This is a genomic window from Vibrio sp. D417a, assembly GCF_030248595.1.
Lineage (GTDB): Bacteria > Pseudomonadota > Gammaproteobacteria > Enterobacterales > Vibrionaceae > Vibrio > Vibrio alginolyticus.
Genome location: NZ_JAHGAM010000005.1, coordinates 133,740 through 149,946, shown reverse-complemented (window position 1 = coordinate 149,946; position 16,207 = coordinate 133,740). Strand labels below are relative to the sequence as shown.

Below are 16,207 nucleotides of genomic sequence, written 5' to 3'. Positions count from 1 at the left end.
TCCCTAAATTTTATTGTCACTTTGCAGGTTTAAGCTTTTATTGCACCGTGATGAACATGATAAGAATTCATCATAAGAATCAGAACCATAGACAATCACACCCATAACCAACTAGTTACATTTAAGACACAATCGGTTAGACTATTTTTTCGCCCCTCTCGTCAATCGGTCTGCTTTATCGAGGAGCAGGCAAGAAACTCTCATACACGCGGTTTCGTCCAAAGCAGCGTGAATCGATGGATTTAGCCACCCCAAATGGCACTGTTTTAACTTTAGGATGAGTTATGTTTAAACGATTTGAAGGCTTTACAGAGCCGTTCCCCAAATCTACGCCGGATCAGCCTCCTTCAGGGATGTTCGCTTTTCTGCGTTATTACACTCGTGGTTATGAAAAGCCTTTGATCATCATGTCTTTGATGGCCACAATTGTGGCTGTTGTTGAGGTAATGTTGTTTGGCGCCATGGGACAATTGGTTGATTGGTTGTCTACCAGCAATCCAGAAACGTTCTTACAAGACAACAAATCGGATTTGATTTTCTACGGAGCCTTATTGCTGGTTGTCATGCCTATATTGGTGATCTTGTACTCGTTGCTCGTTCATCAAACGTTATTGGGCAACTACCCAATGTCTATCCGCTGGCTTGCACACCGGTATTTGCTCAATCAAAGCTTGAACTTCTATCAAGATGATTTTGCAGGTCGAGTCGCAACGAAAGTCATGCAAACCTCATTAGCTGTGCGCGAAACCGTGATGAAAGCTATGGATGTGTTTGTTTACGTTACGGTTTACTTTACCAGCATGATCATTATGTTAGCGACGGCAGACTGGCGTTTGATGATCCCAATGATTGTCTGGCTACTCGCTTACATCGCTATCCAAATCTATTTTGTCCCTAAGCTCAAAGACGTCGCTTCAGCGCAGGCCGATGCACGTTCGACAATGACAGGGCGCATCGTCGACAGTTATACCAATATTCAAACCGTCAAACTGTTTTCTCATAGCCAGCGCGAAACCCAATATGCCGAGCAAGGCATGAAAGGATTTTTAAATACGGTCTATCGTCAAATGCGCCTAGTGACCGGCTTCGACGTCGCTGTAGAGATCTCAAACTATATTTTGGTATTTTCCGTTGCTGCTTTATCGATTTACCTGTGGTTGGATAGTGCCATTAGCGTTGGCGCGATTGCGATTGCTGTTAGTCTTGCATTGCGCGTAAACGGTATGTCGATGTGGATAATGTGGGAAGTTGGCGCCCTCTTTGAAAACATGGGAACCGTTGTCGATGGAATGAAAACGCTCTCTAAGCCTATTGATATTAAAGATAAACCAGGTGCAAAAGACTTGGTTGTCACTGAAGGAGGCATTCACTTTGATAACGTCAGCTTCCATTACGGTGAGAACAAAGGCGTAATTAGCCATCTCGATCTCAACATCAAACCAGGAGAGAAAGTCGGCTTGGTTGGGCGCTCCGGCGCCGGAAAATCGACTTTGGTGAACTTGTTACTTCGTTTCCACGATGTCGAAGACGGCAGCATTAAGATCGATGGACAGAACATCTCAGAAGTCACACAAGACTCTTTGCGTTCAAAGATCGGTATGGTGACCCAAGATACTTCTCTGCTACACCGTTCAATTCGAGACAATATTTTGTATGGCAATCCAGATGCGACAGAAGAAGATTTGCTGAAAGCCACTAAGCAAGCGCATGCCCATGAGTTTATCGAAACTCTGACCGACCCATTTGGTAATGTCGGATACGATGCGCAAGTTGGTGAACGTGGTGTGAAACTGTCTGGCGGCCAACGTCAGCGTATCGCAATATCTCGTGTGCTACTCAAAGATGCACCATTGCTGGTATTGGATGAAGCAACATCGGCTCTAGATTCAGAAGTCGAAGCAGCGATTCAGGAAAGCTTGAATGAATTAATGCAAGGGAAAACGGTTATTGCTATCGCTCACCGATTATCGACCATCGCACAAATGGATCGCCTCATCGTGCTAGATAAAGGCAGCATCGTTGAACAAGGTTCTCATCAAGAACTCATTGCGAATAACGGCATTTACGCCCAGCTTTGGGCGCATCAAACTGGCGGATTTATCGCTGAAGAACTAGACAATCAACACGCTTCTTAACGAGTGATAAGCTCAATAAAAACGGCGCTTTAAGCGCCGTTTTTTATTTAAATCCATGGCTAGATGCTCATATAGCCATTGTGGTTTCTCATATATGAGACACTCTCCATGATAAAGCTCACACTTTTTCTGCTAATATACCGCCTCGTTGCGTATCCATTGCAATGAACACAATACAGAGTATTGAGCCGTCTTCATTTGTCATTTCACTTTTTGAGAAACAGCTATACTCAATAGATGGCTTAGTTATTATATTAACAATAAGGTAATTAGCTTATGTGTAAATGTGGTTCAATGCAGATCGTACAACTCAAACCAAGTTGGGCTGACAAGCTATTTGGCTACTCAGAAAGATGGAAATGCCAACTTTGTTGTAAGATCTACCGCATCTAAAATTAAAAATAGAATCTTAGTTTTTCTAAGAAAAAGCAGTGGCCCGACAATGATTGTCGGGTTTTGTTTTTCTGAGCATTCATTTTTTGTCCCTTCTCTACAAGATTACTCATCACGGCAAAACCTAGCATCTTAATGTGACTTAGGTATAGAATCAGGCCCACTTATTCTTTCCGATATTCATATATAACTGGTCACTATGAACAAAAGTTTGCTAACGAATGTCCTCGCTATCGCTTTGATGGCTGGAGGTCATCAATTACAAAACGACTATCTTTGGTATGCAGGGCTGTTTGCGTTCTCAGGCGCCATCACCAACTGGCTTGCCATCCATATGCTGTTTGAGAAAGTGCCTGGATTATACGGTTCTGGCGTGATCCCCGCACGATTTGAAGAGTTTAAACTGGCTATCAAAAACCTGATGATGGAACAGTTTTTTACTGAAGCGAACATTGACCGATTCTTGAATAAAGAAATGGCGGGCGGTGTGAACATCGATCTTCAACCAGTAATTGAGAAAGTAGATTTAAATCCAGCATTTGATTCCCTAGTGGAAGTAATTGAAGGCTCTCAGTTTGGTGGCATGCTAGCGATGTTTGGCGGCTCGGAAGCGCTACAACCCATGCGCCAACCTTTCGTCGAAAAGATGCAAGAATCCATCATTGAGTTGAGCAAGAGCGATAACATCAAAGAAGCACTGAAAGAGCAATTCGAATCTCCTGCAATGATGGATGAGATAAAGCAGAACATTGAAGGTATCATCGATCAACGTTTAAGCGAATTAACACCGGCATTAGTTAAAGAAATGGTGCAAAAGATGATCAAAGAACACCTTGGCTGGCTAGTCGTTTGGGGCGGTGTTTTTGGTGGTTTAATTGGCGTTATCAGTACCTTTATCGGGGTATAATCGCTCACCGATTTATTAAAAAGGAGCTTCGGCTCCTTTTTTTATCTTGAAAAAATAATACGCCAAGTCACGCTCAATAAGGAGACTCAACACATACCTCGCCTAACCAAGGAGCTCGGGATTAACACCAAATCCCGTTTTATGTTCTTCTATGACCACTTCACTACGAGTTTGAATCACGCCCGGAAGCGTGCCTAACTTGCTCGACATAAACTCCTGATACGCTTTCATGCTCTTAACACGAACTTTTATCATGGTATCGAAATCTCCAGAGAGCGAGTAGCACTCTTCAATTTCAGGCATCAATTCCACCGCTTTCGCAAACTTTTCAAAAATAGAAAAACTGGTTTGGTCTAAACGAATATGGATGAATACTTGCACATCCAGCCCCAACTTTTCCGCATTCAACTCCGCATGATAACCATTGATGTACCCTTCTTTTTCTAGTCGCTTTACACGGTCAGAACATGGAGAAGTCGTTAAGTTAATCAGCTTTGCTAGTTCTACAACCGGAATTCTGCCTCTCGAATGAAGCACTCTCAAAATATGTAAATCAATCCGGTCCAATTGATAACTCATTAACCCACTTCCTTGTAACCACTTAGAAAGCATCACATTAATCGTTGCTCAAACAATTGCAAACCATCAAATGCACAGCATGTGAAATTCAGCAGAGAATAACCAGAAAACAACGAAGGAGGGAAAGAGCTATGATTATTGCCGCTCACTTAGTAACCGTGATATGAAGAGAAAAAGCAACCTAGCGGCTCCCGCGGAGTCGCAAATTTGAAAGCGCATGACACGCCTGTATAGATATGTCGTTCGGGCAACACTGCCCTATTTAGCCATTAATCATGGCTATCACTCAGAATTAGAGTGCGGCCGATGTATGCCGTGTAGGATGTGGAACAACCTCTCCAATTGCACGATGATTACAACAACGGCAGTAGTATTGAGGCTCCATCTCGTAATAATGTTCACCTGATACAAATTTCGCCATCAGCTGTGTAAAACTCACCATTTTGCCTGTTAACGAGTCAACAGACTGAGGCTCGCAACGCTTCATAATCACTTTATGTTGCGTTGATTTTCTACAAGCTGCGCAATATATATCCGGCATTTCTCTTCTCCCTACTTTTTCGTCCTACTGACAATTGACATATTTTGTTCAAAATAATTCCACAATTAAAAAGCTCCTTTAATTTTTTGTGCCCTATCTTCAAAAAATTGAACGAAAGTATCAAAAAACTGAGACATTGGTCAGACCTCAACTTTTGCACCATCAATATGAGCAAATGTGCTTATGTGTGTAATAATACGACACATTACACATAAGCAATTGTTCGGGCTTATTATTTAGTAAGGCGCATGACAACTACACGCCTGGCTAGATCGAGCTTTCGAGACGCCTTGTTATCTCGATTTACCCCGCAAACCAGTTGCTAGCAGCTATAGCCGTCTCATCAAGGAAGAAATGCATGACGATACAACCGATTCTCACTACCGAAAGACTCGTCCTCCGGCCATTCAATATCGATGACTGCCAACAAGTGGCTTTACTCGCTGGAGATAAGCGAATTGCCGACATGACAGCAAACATCCCTCATCCTTATGAGCGACCGATGGCGCAAGCATGGATAGATAGGCACGATCCGATGTATCAGCAGCATCAAGGCGTGGCGTACGCTATTACCTTGCGAAACACTGGGGAGTTACTTGGTGCAGTGAGTTTACCGCGTATCGAAGAGGGCTACGGTACATTAGGCTATTGGGTTGGCGTGCCACATTGGGGGAAAGGCTATGCATTCGAGGCCTCCAAAGCCTTACTCGAATTTGCTCGAATGCACTTTGAGTTAAACGGAATAACCGTGATGCATTTGGTGGACAATCAGCGTTCTAAATCGGTGATCCAAAAACTAAATATCCCTTACATCGGTGACAAAACATTGCGCATGCAAGGCAAAGAACGAAAGGTTTGTGTCTACCAACTCACGTTCGTCGCTTCTGAATAAAGTCGAGGAATATGTCGGATGATCATCCATGAAACTTCACAAAATCTGCCCAAGAACAACCCTTTCTTGCTAGGAACTGTATTGTTGTCGCTGTTCTATTTTTCCTACCTAGCAGACAAGATCGTCGAGTTTGGACTCGTAGCACTCACAATAATAGGATTGAAACTGCTCTCAACGTACTTCACGCGCCGCGCGTTCAATCCTAAAACGCTAGATATCGAGGCAAGCACCAACACCTTGAAGTACCGCCAGGGCTCAACGGTTTACTTCCGTCTACCTCTTGATGACATTGTCAAAGTCCAAATACAGAAAGAGTTCTTCTCTAGCAAAAGTTTGATGCTCTACACAGTCAACGACGCTTACCAAGTGCCGAATTCAGACAATTTCGATTCTCTACAGTTAAAGGATTTAATGAAACAACTTGAAGAGAGAATTGATGATCAATCTCGCTAAAACGAAAAGAGAAGACATTCTAGAATGTTGCCAATTTGGTCTCTAAATAGAAAGACAAAAAAGCCAGCAATAACGCTGGCTTTTCTCTGTGTTAGTCTTGTGCGACTTTCACGCGAATTTTGCTTTTTTCTACGTTCGTCAAATTCAGTGCTTCAAGAGCAGAAATGGCTTCTGCTTCGTCCGGCATGATGACAAAACCGAAGCCTTTCGACAAACCCGTGTCTTGATCAAGCACTAGCGAACACAGTTCTACTTTGCCGTACGCTGAGAATAATTTGCGGATATCTTGCTCGGTCATGTGACGAGCCAAGTTTCTTACTAAAAGTTTCATAATGAACCTAGTTGGTTTGATAACGGTTCGATTCTCTCAGTTTCTCTCTGGCAAACCAAGTGAATAATATGACGGCGTTGACTAGATCATTCTAAGTACATCTGTTTAAATGATTTTCCGTTCATTTTTCACCCATAGGAGAGTCGGCATGGAAACGAAACGTCTCAAACTCATCCCTGCTTGTTTAGAACGAGCCGAAGAGGCGCATCAAGCTGTCGTTCGCAGCCAAAAAACTCTCGAAGTCTATCTGCCGTGGGTGCCTCATGTGCTGACATTAGAAGCGATGATAGAAGGGACAGAGAAAGCCATCGCAAACTTTGAAAACTTCGAAGAAGAGCTGCGTTACTACATCATTGAAAAGGAAAGCGATCGCTTACTGGGTGCGGTCGGCCTGATGATTCGAGATCCCGACGTACCATCCTTTGAGATAGGTTATTGGTTAGATAATGCTGCCGTTGGCAATGGGTATGTTGCCGAGGCTGTGCTCGAAGTTGAGCGCTATGCGTTTGATGACTTGGGTGCCAAGAGAATCGCAATTCATGCTGATAGCACCAACCAAAAGAGCCGGGCTGTAGCCGAGCGCTGTGGTTATGAGTTCGAAGGAGAGCTCAGAAACGAACGTCTGACTACATCGGGAGAGCTGAGTAACACCGTTATTTACGCCAAAATTCGTCGCGACTAACACTCCAATCTAACCGAGCAATGCTAAGCTCTGATCTCAAGCTACCACCATTAACGCTAATTAAGTTTCAGATAAAACAAAGCCCGCTAAAATAGCGGGCTTTGTGTTCATATACGGGAAGTTACTAGTCTAGTTCAACCAGTTTTTTCTCGAACGACTGGTGTTGGTCTAACACGTCTTGCGCAGCACCGCCCGTTGCTTTACTTACCACAATGATAGCAAGCGTAGAGAAGATGATGCCCGGTACGATTTCGTACACATCAAACCAACCGCCAGTTAGCTGCTTCCAAACCACGATAGTGATACCACCAACAAGAATACCTGCTAACGCGCCGTTACGGTTCATACCGCTCCAGTAAAGGCTAAGTACAACCGCAGGACCAAATGCCGCACCAAAACCAGCCCAAGCGTAAGATACAAGACCAAGTACTGAGCTATCAGGCGTCATCGCTAGGAATAGCGCAACAAGAGAAATAACGATAACACCGATACGACCAATCATTACGATTTCTTCAGAAGACGCTTCTGGCTTGAATACTTGCTTGTAGAAATCTTCTGCAAGCGCTGAAGATGAAACAAGGAGCTGTGAGTCAGCGGTACTCATTACCGCCGCTAGGATTGCTGCTAACAACATACCCGCAACGACAGGGTGGAATACTGCGTTAACCAATAGCATGAAGATCTTCTCGCCGTCTTCTAGTTGAGTACCCGGATGACCCGTAACCCAAACCAGACCAACAAGACCAACAAGCATTGCACCAACCATAGATAGTGCCGTCCAAATCACTGCGATACGACGTGCAGTCGTTAGATCTTTGTTTGAACGAGACGCTTTAAAACGCGCTAGGATGTGTGGCTGACCAAAGTAACCAAGGCCCCACGCCGCTAGAGAGATAATGGCAATCGCAGACAATGGTTCGCCTTTCGCGTCATTCCATAGCGTTGCAAGTTCTGGGTTGATGTCATGTAGATCAGAACTTAGCTGACCTAAACCACCGTCCATTACCGCTATAGGAACAATCATTAGCGCAGCCGCCATTAGAAGACCTTGCACTAAGTCAGTCCAAGATACCGCTAGGAAGCCACCGAATAGTGTGTAAGAAACGACACACACCGTGCCGATGATAACAGCGTAGGTATAATCTAGACCGAATACCGTCTCAAACAGTTTGCCCCCTGCGACCAAACCTGAGCTGGTGTAGAAAAGGAAAAATAGAAGAATGAAAAACGCAGAGATTGTCTGAATCAGTTTCGACTTATCGTTGAAGCGACGTGACAGGAACTCTGGCAACGTTAGCGCGTCAGTTTGGATACTGTAGGTACGAAGGCGTTTTGCACTGATGAGCCAGTTTGCCCATGTACCAAGAAGTAGACCGCCGGCTAACCAGAAGGCCTCGATACCCGCAGCGTACGCATAGCCAGGCAAGCCTAGCAGCAACCAACCACTCATGTCTGAAGCACCTGCAGATAATGCAGCAGGCCACGGACCTAGGCTACGGCCACCTAGGAAGTAGTCAGATGAATTGGAAGTCCTCTTATACGCGTAAACGCCAATAGCAACCATAATCAGTAAATACGCCACAAAAGTGGACGTGATAGCAAAGCTATTTTCTATCATTAGATAGTCCTCGTTATAATTATTTCCTTCCTTGCCTGCCCTGATATTTTACCGTCTCAGCAATACATCAGAGTATAAAAAACCAATCTGGACCGGCTCTCAGTCCAGTTACTCCAGATTGGCATTACAAGTCAGGTTAGTGAGTTTCGTTCCCCAACTCGAGTAGAGTTGCGTTACCACCCACCGCGGTAATATTTATCGTTCGAGTGCGCTCAGTAATGAAGCGCAACGAGAGATGAGGATCATGAGCCCATTTCGGTGACTCTAAATCCGTTTCAGAAACTAAGCCGACGATTGCACCGTCACGCTTAGCTAGTTGAAGATTGAGCGCATGCTCAACCTGTGAACGCCCAACATAACCCACACTACGTACATCGCTCTCAAGCAACGGGGCAGACGCATCGTACGCAACAACCTGGACTAAGTTAGATGGGAAGTTTGCCAACGCTACAGCTTGCTTAACCAATTGGTTTAGCTCTGCATTGTCACTGCAAACGACCACACTGTTGCCTGCAATTAAGGCACAGGTGATCATCGCAAAAGCACTGTATAACGCATTATCAGCAGGCTCGATGTTGTTTTCACAAATCACCAAAGCCACACCGCGTCCTGCGGCATACAGTTCGTTAGTTTCCCCTGTAGGGCCAACTAACTGGTGAGTTTCTGCAAGAAGAGCTGATGCTTGTTGCAAGTGGTAAGAAACCACTTTGGCAACGCTAGACTGCTGCCCTTCTAGTGCAGATTTAAATGCCAGAACATGCTCGCATTTGTAATCAAAATCAGTCAGATTCCACTGCTCCCACGCAGAGAATGCATCTTTAAAATAGGTGATCTGATGAACCATAATGCGACTCCTTATGCGTTTTCTGCTTGAGCAAGAAGATGTTGAGTAAAGCGGAATAGGTAGTGTGGACCACCAGCTTTCGGGCCAGTACCCGACAAGCCTTGACCACCAAACGGCTGTACACCAACCACAGCGCCAACTTGGTCTCGGTTGATGTAGCAGTTACCTACTCGAGCATGTTTCTCAATCCAACGGTACGTGGTTTCGTTACGGCTATGGATACCCATCGTCAAGCCAAAACCTGTTTTGTTGATCTGCGCAACCACGTTCGGTAATTCAGACGCTTTAAAGCGAACAATGTGCAAGATTGGACCAAATTGTTCTTCTTTCAGCACATCGATGCCCGAGATTTCAAACGCACTTGGTGAAACAAAGTCACCATGCTGACACGATTCATCCAGCTGTAGTTGAGCGACTTTAGTCTGTGTTTTGCTCATTTGCTCAAGGTGAGCGAGGAGTTTTTGTTTTGCATTGCTGTCGATAACCGGACCAACATCTGTTTTGTGTAGGTAAGGTAAACCAACATGCAGTTCATTCATCGCACCCTGAATCAGGTTGATCATACGGTCTGCTACATCTTCTTGTACAAATAGAACACGAAGGGCAGAACAACGCTGACCAGCAGATGCAAACGCCGAACGAATCACATCACGCACCACCTGCTCTGGCAATGCAGTACTGTCCACAATCATTGCGTTTTGGCCACCTGTTTCCGCAATAAACGGAACTGGTTTCGCGCTGCGCTCCGCGAGCGTAACGTTAATGCGTTGCGCCGTTGCCGTTGAGCCAGTGAATGCCACACCAGCAATGGCATCATGAGAAGTCAGTGCATGACCAATCTCAGCGCCGCGACCAGTAAGTAACTGAATCACACCTGCAGGGAAACCAGCATCCAGCATTAGTTCAATAGCGCGAGCGGCAATTAAGCTTGTTTGCTCAGCAGGTTTTGCAACCACTGTGTTACCCGCAATCAGTGCTGCCGTCACCTGACCAAGGAAGATAGCCAACGGGAAGTTCCAAGGGCTAATACACACAAACACACCAAGACCTTCACGGCTAGAAATGCGTTTCACACCATCAAAGCCTTCTAGCTCAAATGGCTGTAGGTTTTGCGCTTGTTTCGCGTAATAACGACAGAAATCCACCGCTTCACGAACTTCATCAATGCTATCGTGAATCGTTTTACCCGCTTCTTTGTGACAAATCGCCACCAGCTCAGCTAGGTTTTCTTCCATTAAGTCAGCAAGCTTTTCTAAACAAGCCGCTTTTTGTTCAACAGGAACGGCTTTCCAATCAGAGAAAGCAGTTTGCGCCGCATCAATTGCAGCGGAAACGTGATCAAGAGTTGCAAATGCCACTTTGCCGACTTCAATTCGGCGATCGTACGGTGCGGTGATGATCTCAGCGGCATTTTCCTTGATCATGCATTCGGCAAAACGCTCACCATTGATCATCGGGCCTGCAACCCACTGATTGTCCATGAAGCTTTCTACCTGCGCTTCAAATGGCTTCGCCTCACTGTCGATATCAATGTTGACGCCATATGAGTTCTTACGCTCAGGGAAAATATCGGCAGGCAATGGAATTTTGTCGTTGTGTAGCGTGTCAAAACCCGTCAACACATCCACAGGGTGGTGGGTCAACTCATAAATCGGACAACGCGCATCAACTAGACGGTGTACAAACGAGCTGTTCGCACCATTTTCAAGCAGACGACGAACCAAGTACGGAAGAAGATCAGCATGGCTACCGACAGGTGCATAAATACGTACTGGCTGACCGTACATTTTCATAACATGGTTATACAGAGAATCACCCATACCATGCAGGCGCTGGAACTCGTATTCTTTGTGCTCCGCCATGACAGCAATTGCCGTCACCGTGTGAGCATTGTGGCTTGCAAATTGTGGGTAGATATTACCGCGAACACCTTCGCTAAGTAGGAAACGAGCACAAGCTAGGTATGCAACGTCCGTCGCTTCTTTGCGAGTGTATACTGGGTAATTTGCATAACCCGCTTGTTGAGACCACTTGATTTCGCTGTCCCAGTACGCGCCTTTAACCAAACGCAGAGGAATAACGTCACCTTGTTCTTTTGCGAGTGCATTTAGCCACACCAAGACTGGTAGCGCACGTTTTGAGTAGGCTTGAATAACCAAACCAAACTTGCCCCAACCCTTCACAAGATCGCTACGGTATACTTTCTCAAATAGCTTCAGAGAAAGCTCAAGGCGATCCGCTTCTTCTGCATCGATTGTGATTGCAACGTCGACTTCAATTGCACGTTTCAATAGCTGCATTAGTGAGTCATACAACTCTGTCATTACACGTTCTTCATTTGCGACTTCGTAGCGCGGGTGTAATGCAGAAAGCTTGATGGAAATCGAAGGCGCAGGGCTGGTGTCGTTACCGTAAGTCTCGCGACCCACCGCTTCGATCGCCATTAGGTAATCTTTGAAGTACTTGTTCGCGTCCGCTGTAGTTAACGCCGCCTCACCCAACATATCAAATGAGTAGGTGAAACCTTTGTCGCGCATTGGGCGACCGTTCTTCTGCGCTTCTTCGATCGTACGACCACGAACAAACTGGTGACCCATGATCTTCATTGCCTGATACATGGCTTTACGAATCACAGGCTCAGAGAATTTATTTACCAGACGGTTTACAGCCTGACCTGGGCTCTGGGTGCCTTGCTCACCAAGACCAACCACTTTACCTGTTAGCATGAGGCCCCATGTTGATGCGTTAACAAACACAGAGTCAGAGTTCTTCAGGTGAGATTTCCAGTCTGCGACACTCAACTTATCTTTAATCAAAGAATCTGCTGTCGCGGCATCTGGGATGCGCATTAATGCTTCTGCAAGACACATCAGCAAGATACCTTCTTGAGTATCTAAGCTGTATTCCAGCAATAAAGCATCAATCATCTGGATTGACTTCTTATCGGCACGAATGGCTTCGATAAGGTGGGTCGTTTGGGTAGTGATCGCCGATTTTTCATCCTCTGTCGGCGTCGCTAGTGGCAATAGTTGCTCTAGCCATTGAGACTCGTCCACCATATATAATGGCGAGATCAGTGACCACAACTTATCAAGCGGCTGCCCGATAAATTCCGGTGTCAACACGTTCGTAGCTGTAAACATGTGTGTTCCTCAATCTCACTCCTCGAAAACCGCTTCGAGGATTATCAATGGCTGGCAGTGTATTTTGAGGCCGATAAGAATACTTGTCAAAAACTACGACATTTTTGCCAAAAACTCGCTTTTATAACAAAACATCCACATAGTCACATTCAAATAGGTAATATTTTGTGTTGTAAATTTTAATTTTTTCATTGCATTCACAACAAAATATCAAGAATATCAATAAGATTTTTGTGAAGAGCTCGTTCTAAGAGAAAATGTAGGATCAAGTGGCATATCAACCACTGCAAAGAACAGAGAATTTAAAAAAACGAGAGATAGGTCACGTGAATAAAACATAAAAAAACCATGCATAGTGCATGGCTTTATTCTGATTGATGATTATTTGACCTAAAAAAACGCGTTGTTATCCAACTTGTTTTTTATAACGGGAAGGTGATATTCCCTGTAAGCGAGTAAAAGTATGAGTAAAAGTACTCTGGCTTGAGAAGCCAGTAAACTCTGCAATTTGCCCTAAAGAAAGGTGCCCTTGCTCGATTAATTCACGAGCCATGTCGATTCGCTTTCCAAGAACATATTGATGAGGTGTAATCCCCATCTGCTCTTTAAACAAGCAATGGAACTGACTTTCCCCAAGAAACACTCGCCCGGCCAATTGAGCCACACTAATCTTATGACTCAGGTGCTGCTCAATGTAACGATCAATCGCCTCCAAATCAAAGCGCGACTCTTTTCGACTGGTCTCAAATGCCGAGATATGGCGCTGCATTAATGCAATCACAGTGTCGTTACACGCACGACTTAACAGCAGGTCATCCGGATGGTTTCGCATTTCCTGAACCAACATCTGTATCAACTTCTGAATTTGACTATCTAACTGGAAGTAGACATGATCTCTCTCCAGGTTATTGATTTTTTGAAGCATTTCAGGATCATCATTTGTCGGTTTGGGCATATTCAGCACCAAAATATCCGATTGATTGATGACGCCACCGAAAGCATGATCAGAGCATGCGGTGACCACACAACCTTGACCAGGGCCGACAAGATTACCTCGCCCGCGCACTTCAAATTCGGCTTGCCCTTTTAAACCAATCACGATCTGCGTATAAGAATGATCGTGGCAATCCATATAAGACGGAAGTGTGATCAGCTCCGCCGGCTTTGGCAGAATAATCTCTTGATATGAAAGGATTTTTTGGTTATCTGAGTCACTCATTTTAAACAGTCGTCTTTACACGGTCAGCTTACGTCTTCGCATCATATACCTTCTTTGTTGGGTTGCAACTTTTACCCAACTCAATCGACAAGATCAAATCAGCATGATCAAGTTCATTTACATGATCATAGTTCCGGAACGATGATCATGCGAGGTTAATTTACGGTCAGTGAGCAACCAATTTTATTAACAAAAACGGATAGATAGGCAACACCTTACGTATACATAATCAATCAATGTAAAGATCCTTGTTACCGAACAATCTGTTATTTTGTAAAACACCGTGCTCCATATTAGATAAGTCGTCTCCGAAACGGATCGAAACCCACGCTTAAACTCAACATAGAGGGATTTCCCCCCTTACTAATATGCCTCTGATTCAATACATTAGTTATCGAGCTTTAAGATGCATACGATCTAAAGCTCTCGGTATCTCATTGATACCTCTAACTTACTTAGCAGACCCTCGCTAGGTAATTTAGAACCTCTTCTACACGTCGACAAGATTATATCTTGTGTTGCCAGCCCGTCTTCAGGCTGGCTTTTTTTTCGCTTCTCAACAATGAAAACAATGGCATAAGCTGATATCATAGCTTTTGTCTCACTGTCCCTCTCATATGCTTAGGTGCTGCTCTTTCGCTCACAAGTGATATGAACGTCAACCACATTACAACTGAGTTGTAGGAAGCATGATCAAGGACGATACGAGTTGTAAGCCGAACATTAGGCGGACATCCGTGAGCGCACATATCTGTAATGAAACAGACCATTTTCCCAATTAAACTCTTCGTTCCATTTCGTCGTTGTCTATGACTACCTGACGAAAACATCGAACACCATGAATTTAATTGGATTGAGCGCCAATCAACGAACGTGTTCTAGCAACGTAACTGCCTACTTGGCAACATCAATACGAGCCATGTAACACGGACGTCTCTGTATTGGTAAAAGCAGTATGTAGTGAGTCCTTTTGTGAATATTTCAGTCGATACCATAGAACAGTCCCTCCTTAAACAGCTACCAGGTTGTTGGGGATGCAAAGATAAAGATTCGGTATTCCTATACGTAAACCAGGAATACGCAGAACTGTTAGGGCACACGTCGCCCGAGGAGTGCTTGGGTAAAACTGATTTTGATATGGCCAGCCCAACCACTGAATGCGCGCAAGAATTTCAACGCCAAGATAAACACGTTCTCGAAACTGGCGAGTCACTAAAAATTCTGGATATCCACCCTTATCCAGATGGCCGCTGGCGAGCACATATATTTACTAAAACACCGTGGCGAGATGACAAAGGCGACATCGTAGGCACCATTTTCTACGGAAGGGAACTCACCGACACCGCCGTGATTGAAGTCGGGTATTGGGTTTGTCGTGCAATCAGTACCAACCCAAATCAACAATCCATCTTTCGTTTTTCTGACTTACAACCAAAACCAGAGAAGCTCACATGCCGCGAGCAAGAAACGCTTTTCCTCTTGCTCTATGGCAAAAAGCCTCAATTCATCTCTCAGGTCATGGGCATATCAACAAAAACCGTTGAAGGTCACGTCGCACGCTTACGTAATAAGTTTGCAGCGAACAGCAAGAACGAGCTAATAGATAAAGCAATGGAAGCAGGCTACGGCTCTGTTGTACCCAAAACGCTGCTTAAGCATCAATTATCGGTTGTGTTGAATGGAGAGCGATAATTCGCATCGCTTCCACCTACAAAAACACCGCCCCAATTCGGCGGTGTTTGTTTATTCATGAGGGACCATAAGCCTATGGCGCTAGACGATCAATGTCCCAACTTCCATCATGCTGGGAGAAAAGAAAACGATCGTGAAGGCGATGTTCGCCACCTTGCCAAAATTCGATGCTCTTTGGTTTTACGCGAAAGCCACCCCAAAAGGTTGGTACTGGTATTTCACCCTTAGCAAACTTCTGTTTTAGCTCTAAAAACTTACCTTCCAACACACCTCTGGCAGAAATACGGCTACTTTGTTTGCTCGCGATTGCGGCCAACTGGCTCTCTTTAGGACGAGAAGTAAAGTATTTCATATTCTCTACGGCGGTAAGCTTTTCAGCCACACCAGTAATATGAACTTGGCGCTCTAACGGATGCCAAGGGAAGTGCAAACTAATATTGCTGTTATGCTCTAGCTGCTGGGCCTTGCGACTGCCTAGGTTGGTGTAAAACACAAAACCATCTTTGTCGACGTTTTTCAATAGAACAATGCGTTGAAACGGCATGCCATTTTCATCAACCGTTGCAACTGTCATCGCAGTCGGGTCCGTTAAACCCGCTTCAACTGCTTGCTCTAGCCACAGATTAAATTGATCAATAGGATCAGCTTTCAAATCTTTACGACGCAGCCCACCTTTGGTGTACTCACGACGAATATCAGCAAGTTCCATCTTTACTCCTTCACTCGTTTTTGTCGATTGTGCTCCCGATACTGAGGAAATACAAGGACATCATTGTGC

General features: G+C 44.8%; 14 protein-coding genes. 6 read left to right on the top strand and 8 right to left on the bottom strand.

Translation table 11 applies throughout. The features are described from left to right. Positions 1–284 precede the first annotated feature (284 nt). Together KI742_RS06135 and KI742_RS06130 are read left to right on the top strand one after the other, a co-directional pair. Positions 285–2,135: an ABC transporter ATP-binding protein gene (locus KI742_RS06135; protein WP_005374597.1), complete on the top strand. Its 1,851-nt coding sequence runs from the start codon at positions 285–287 to the stop codon at positions 2,133–2,135. 592 nt (positions 2,136–2,727) lie between these two features. Then, on the top strand, positions 2,728–3,435 hold the full coding sequence (locus tag KI742_RS06130) for a DUF445 domain-containing protein (RefSeq protein ID WP_285385368.1): 708 nt from the start codon (positions 2,728–2,730) through the stop codon (positions 3,433–3,435). Between the two features lie 102 nt (positions 3,436–3,537). Here the strand turns inward: KI742_RS06130 and KI742_RS06125 are convergent, their stop codons facing one another. After that, complete coding sequence (locus KI742_RS06125) at positions 3,538–4,014, bottom strand: Lrp/AsnC family transcriptional regulator (protein WP_005374595.1); 477 nt, start codon at positions 4,012–4,014, stop codon at positions 3,538–3,540. 292 nt (positions 4,015–4,306) lie between these two features. Further along, positions 4,307–4,555, bottom strand: coding sequence for a hypothetical protein (locus KI742_RS06120; RefSeq protein WP_005374593.1), 249 nt, complete (start codon positions 4,553–4,555; stop codon positions 4,307–4,309). A gap of 358 nt (positions 4,556–4,913) precedes the next feature. On the opposite strand from KI742_RS06120, the gene KI742_RS06115 reads away from it, so the two are divergent. Beyond that, complete coding sequence (locus KI742_RS06115; RefSeq protein ID WP_085569453.1) at positions 4,914–5,447, top strand: GNAT family N-acetyltransferase; 534 nt, start codon at positions 4,914–4,916, stop codon at positions 5,445–5,447. Positions 5,448–5,465: 18 nt separating this feature from the next. Next, on the top strand, positions 5,466–5,900 hold the full coding sequence (locus KI742_RS06110; protein WP_213905563.1) for a hypothetical protein: 435 nt from the start codon (positions 5,466–5,468) through the stop codon (positions 5,898–5,900). Between the two features lie 91 nt (positions 5,901–5,991). Here the strand turns inward: KI742_RS06110 and KI742_RS06105 are convergent, their stop codons facing one another. Then, positions 5,992–6,231: an RNA-binding protein gene (locus tag KI742_RS06105; protein ID WP_005374587.1), complete on the bottom strand. Its 240-nt coding sequence runs from the start codon at positions 6,229–6,231 to the stop codon at positions 5,992–5,994. 148 nt (positions 6,232–6,379) lie between these two features. On the opposite strand from KI742_RS06105, the gene KI742_RS06100 reads away from it, so the two are divergent. Further along, on the top strand, positions 6,380–6,913 hold the full coding sequence (locus KI742_RS06100; RefSeq protein ID WP_017820066.1) for a GNAT family N-acetyltransferase: 534 nt from the start codon (positions 6,380–6,382) through the stop codon (positions 6,911–6,913). Between the two features lie 124 nt (positions 6,914–7,037). Here the strand turns inward: KI742_RS06100 and putP are convergent, their stop codons facing one another. The 4 genes from putP to KI742_RS06080 form a co-directional block, all read right to left on the bottom strand. Then, positions 7,038–8,531, bottom strand: coding sequence for a sodium/proline symporter PutP (gene putP, locus KI742_RS06095; protein ID WP_005374582.1), 1,494 nt, complete (start codon positions 8,529–8,531; stop codon positions 7,038–7,040). 136 nt (positions 8,532–8,667) lie between these two features. Beyond that, positions 8,668–9,375, bottom strand: coding sequence for a 1-pyrroline-5-carboxylate dehydrogenase (locus tag KI742_RS06090; RefSeq protein WP_262658482.1), 708 nt, complete (start codon positions 9,373–9,375; stop codon positions 8,668–8,670). An 11-nt stretch (positions 9,376–9,386) separates the two neighbouring features. Next, entirely contained in the window at positions 9,387–12,518 is a 3,132-nt protein-coding gene (putA, locus tag KI742_RS06085; protein WP_285385369.1) for a bifunctional proline dehydrogenase/L-glutamate gamma-semialdehyde dehydrogenase PutA, read from the bottom strand. Positions 12,519–12,924: 406 nt separating this feature from the next. Further along, entirely contained in the window at positions 12,925–13,737 is an 813-nt protein-coding gene (locus tag KI742_RS06080; protein WP_017820064.1) for an AraC family transcriptional regulator, read from the bottom strand. A 972-nt stretch (positions 13,738–14,709) separates the two neighbouring features. Between KI742_RS06080 and KI742_RS06075 the strand changes: the two genes are divergently transcribed. Next, positions 14,710–15,429, top strand: coding sequence for a PAS domain-containing protein (locus tag KI742_RS06075; protein WP_017820063.1), 720 nt, complete (start codon positions 14,710–14,712; stop codon positions 15,427–15,429). A 73-nt stretch (positions 15,430–15,502) separates the two neighbouring features. Here KI742_RS06075 and pdxH read toward each other — a convergent pair whose 3' ends face one another. Then, entirely contained in the window at positions 15,503–16,138 is a 636-nt protein-coding gene (gene pdxH / locus KI742_RS06070; RefSeq protein ID WP_005374570.1) for a pyridoxamine 5'-phosphate oxidase, read from the bottom strand. Positions 16,139–16,207 lie beyond the last annotated feature (69 nt).

Bases quoted from the DNA above. Each gene is read 5' to 3' on its own strand.
- putA (WP_285385369.1), bottom strand. From the start codon at position 12,518: ATGTTTACAGCTACGAACGTGTTGACACCGGAATTTATCGGGCAGCCG.
- KI742_RS06100 (WP_017820066.1), top strand. From the start codon at position 6,380: ATGGAAACGAAACGTCTCAAACTCATCCCTGCTTGTTTAGAACGAGCC.
- KI742_RS06105 (WP_005374587.1), bottom strand. From the start codon at position 6,231: ATGAAACTTTTAGTAAGAAACTTGGCTCGTCACATGACCGAGCAAGAT.
- KI742_RS06115 (WP_085569453.1), top strand. From the start codon at position 4,914: ATGACGATACAACCGATTCTCACTACCGAAAGACTCGTCCTCCGGCCA.
- pdxH (WP_005374570.1), bottom strand. From the start codon at position 16,138: ATGGAACTTGCTGATATTCGTCGTGAGTACACCAAAGGTGGGCTGCGT.
- putP (WP_005374582.1), bottom strand. From the start codon at position 8,531: ATGATAGAAAATAGCTTTGCTATCACGTCCACTTTTGTGGCGTATTTA.
- KI742_RS06080 (WP_017820064.1), bottom strand. From the start codon at position 13,737: ATGAGTGACTCAGATAACCAAAAAATCCTTTCATATCAAGAGATTATT.
- KI742_RS06130 (WP_285385368.1), top strand. From the start codon at position 2,728: ATGAACAAAAGTTTGCTAACGAATGTCCTCGCTATCGCTTTGATGGCT.
- KI742_RS06125 (WP_005374595.1), bottom strand. From the start codon at position 4,014: ATGAGTTATCAATTGGACCGGATTGATTTACATATTTTGAGAGTGCTT.
- KI742_RS06110 (WP_213905563.1), top strand. From the start codon at position 5,466: ATGATCATCCATGAAACTTCACAAAATCTGCCCAAGAACAACCCTTTC.
- KI742_RS06120 (WP_005374593.1), bottom strand. From the start codon at position 4,555: ATGCCGGATATATATTGCGCAGCTTGTAGAAAATCAACGCAACATAAA.
- KI742_RS06135 (WP_005374597.1), top strand. From the start codon at position 285: ATGTTTAAACGATTTGAAGGCTTTACAGAGCCGTTCCCCAAATCTACG.
- KI742_RS06090 (WP_262658482.1), bottom strand. From the start codon at position 9,375: ATGGTTCATCAGATCACCTATTTTAAAGATGCATTCTCTGCGTGGGAG.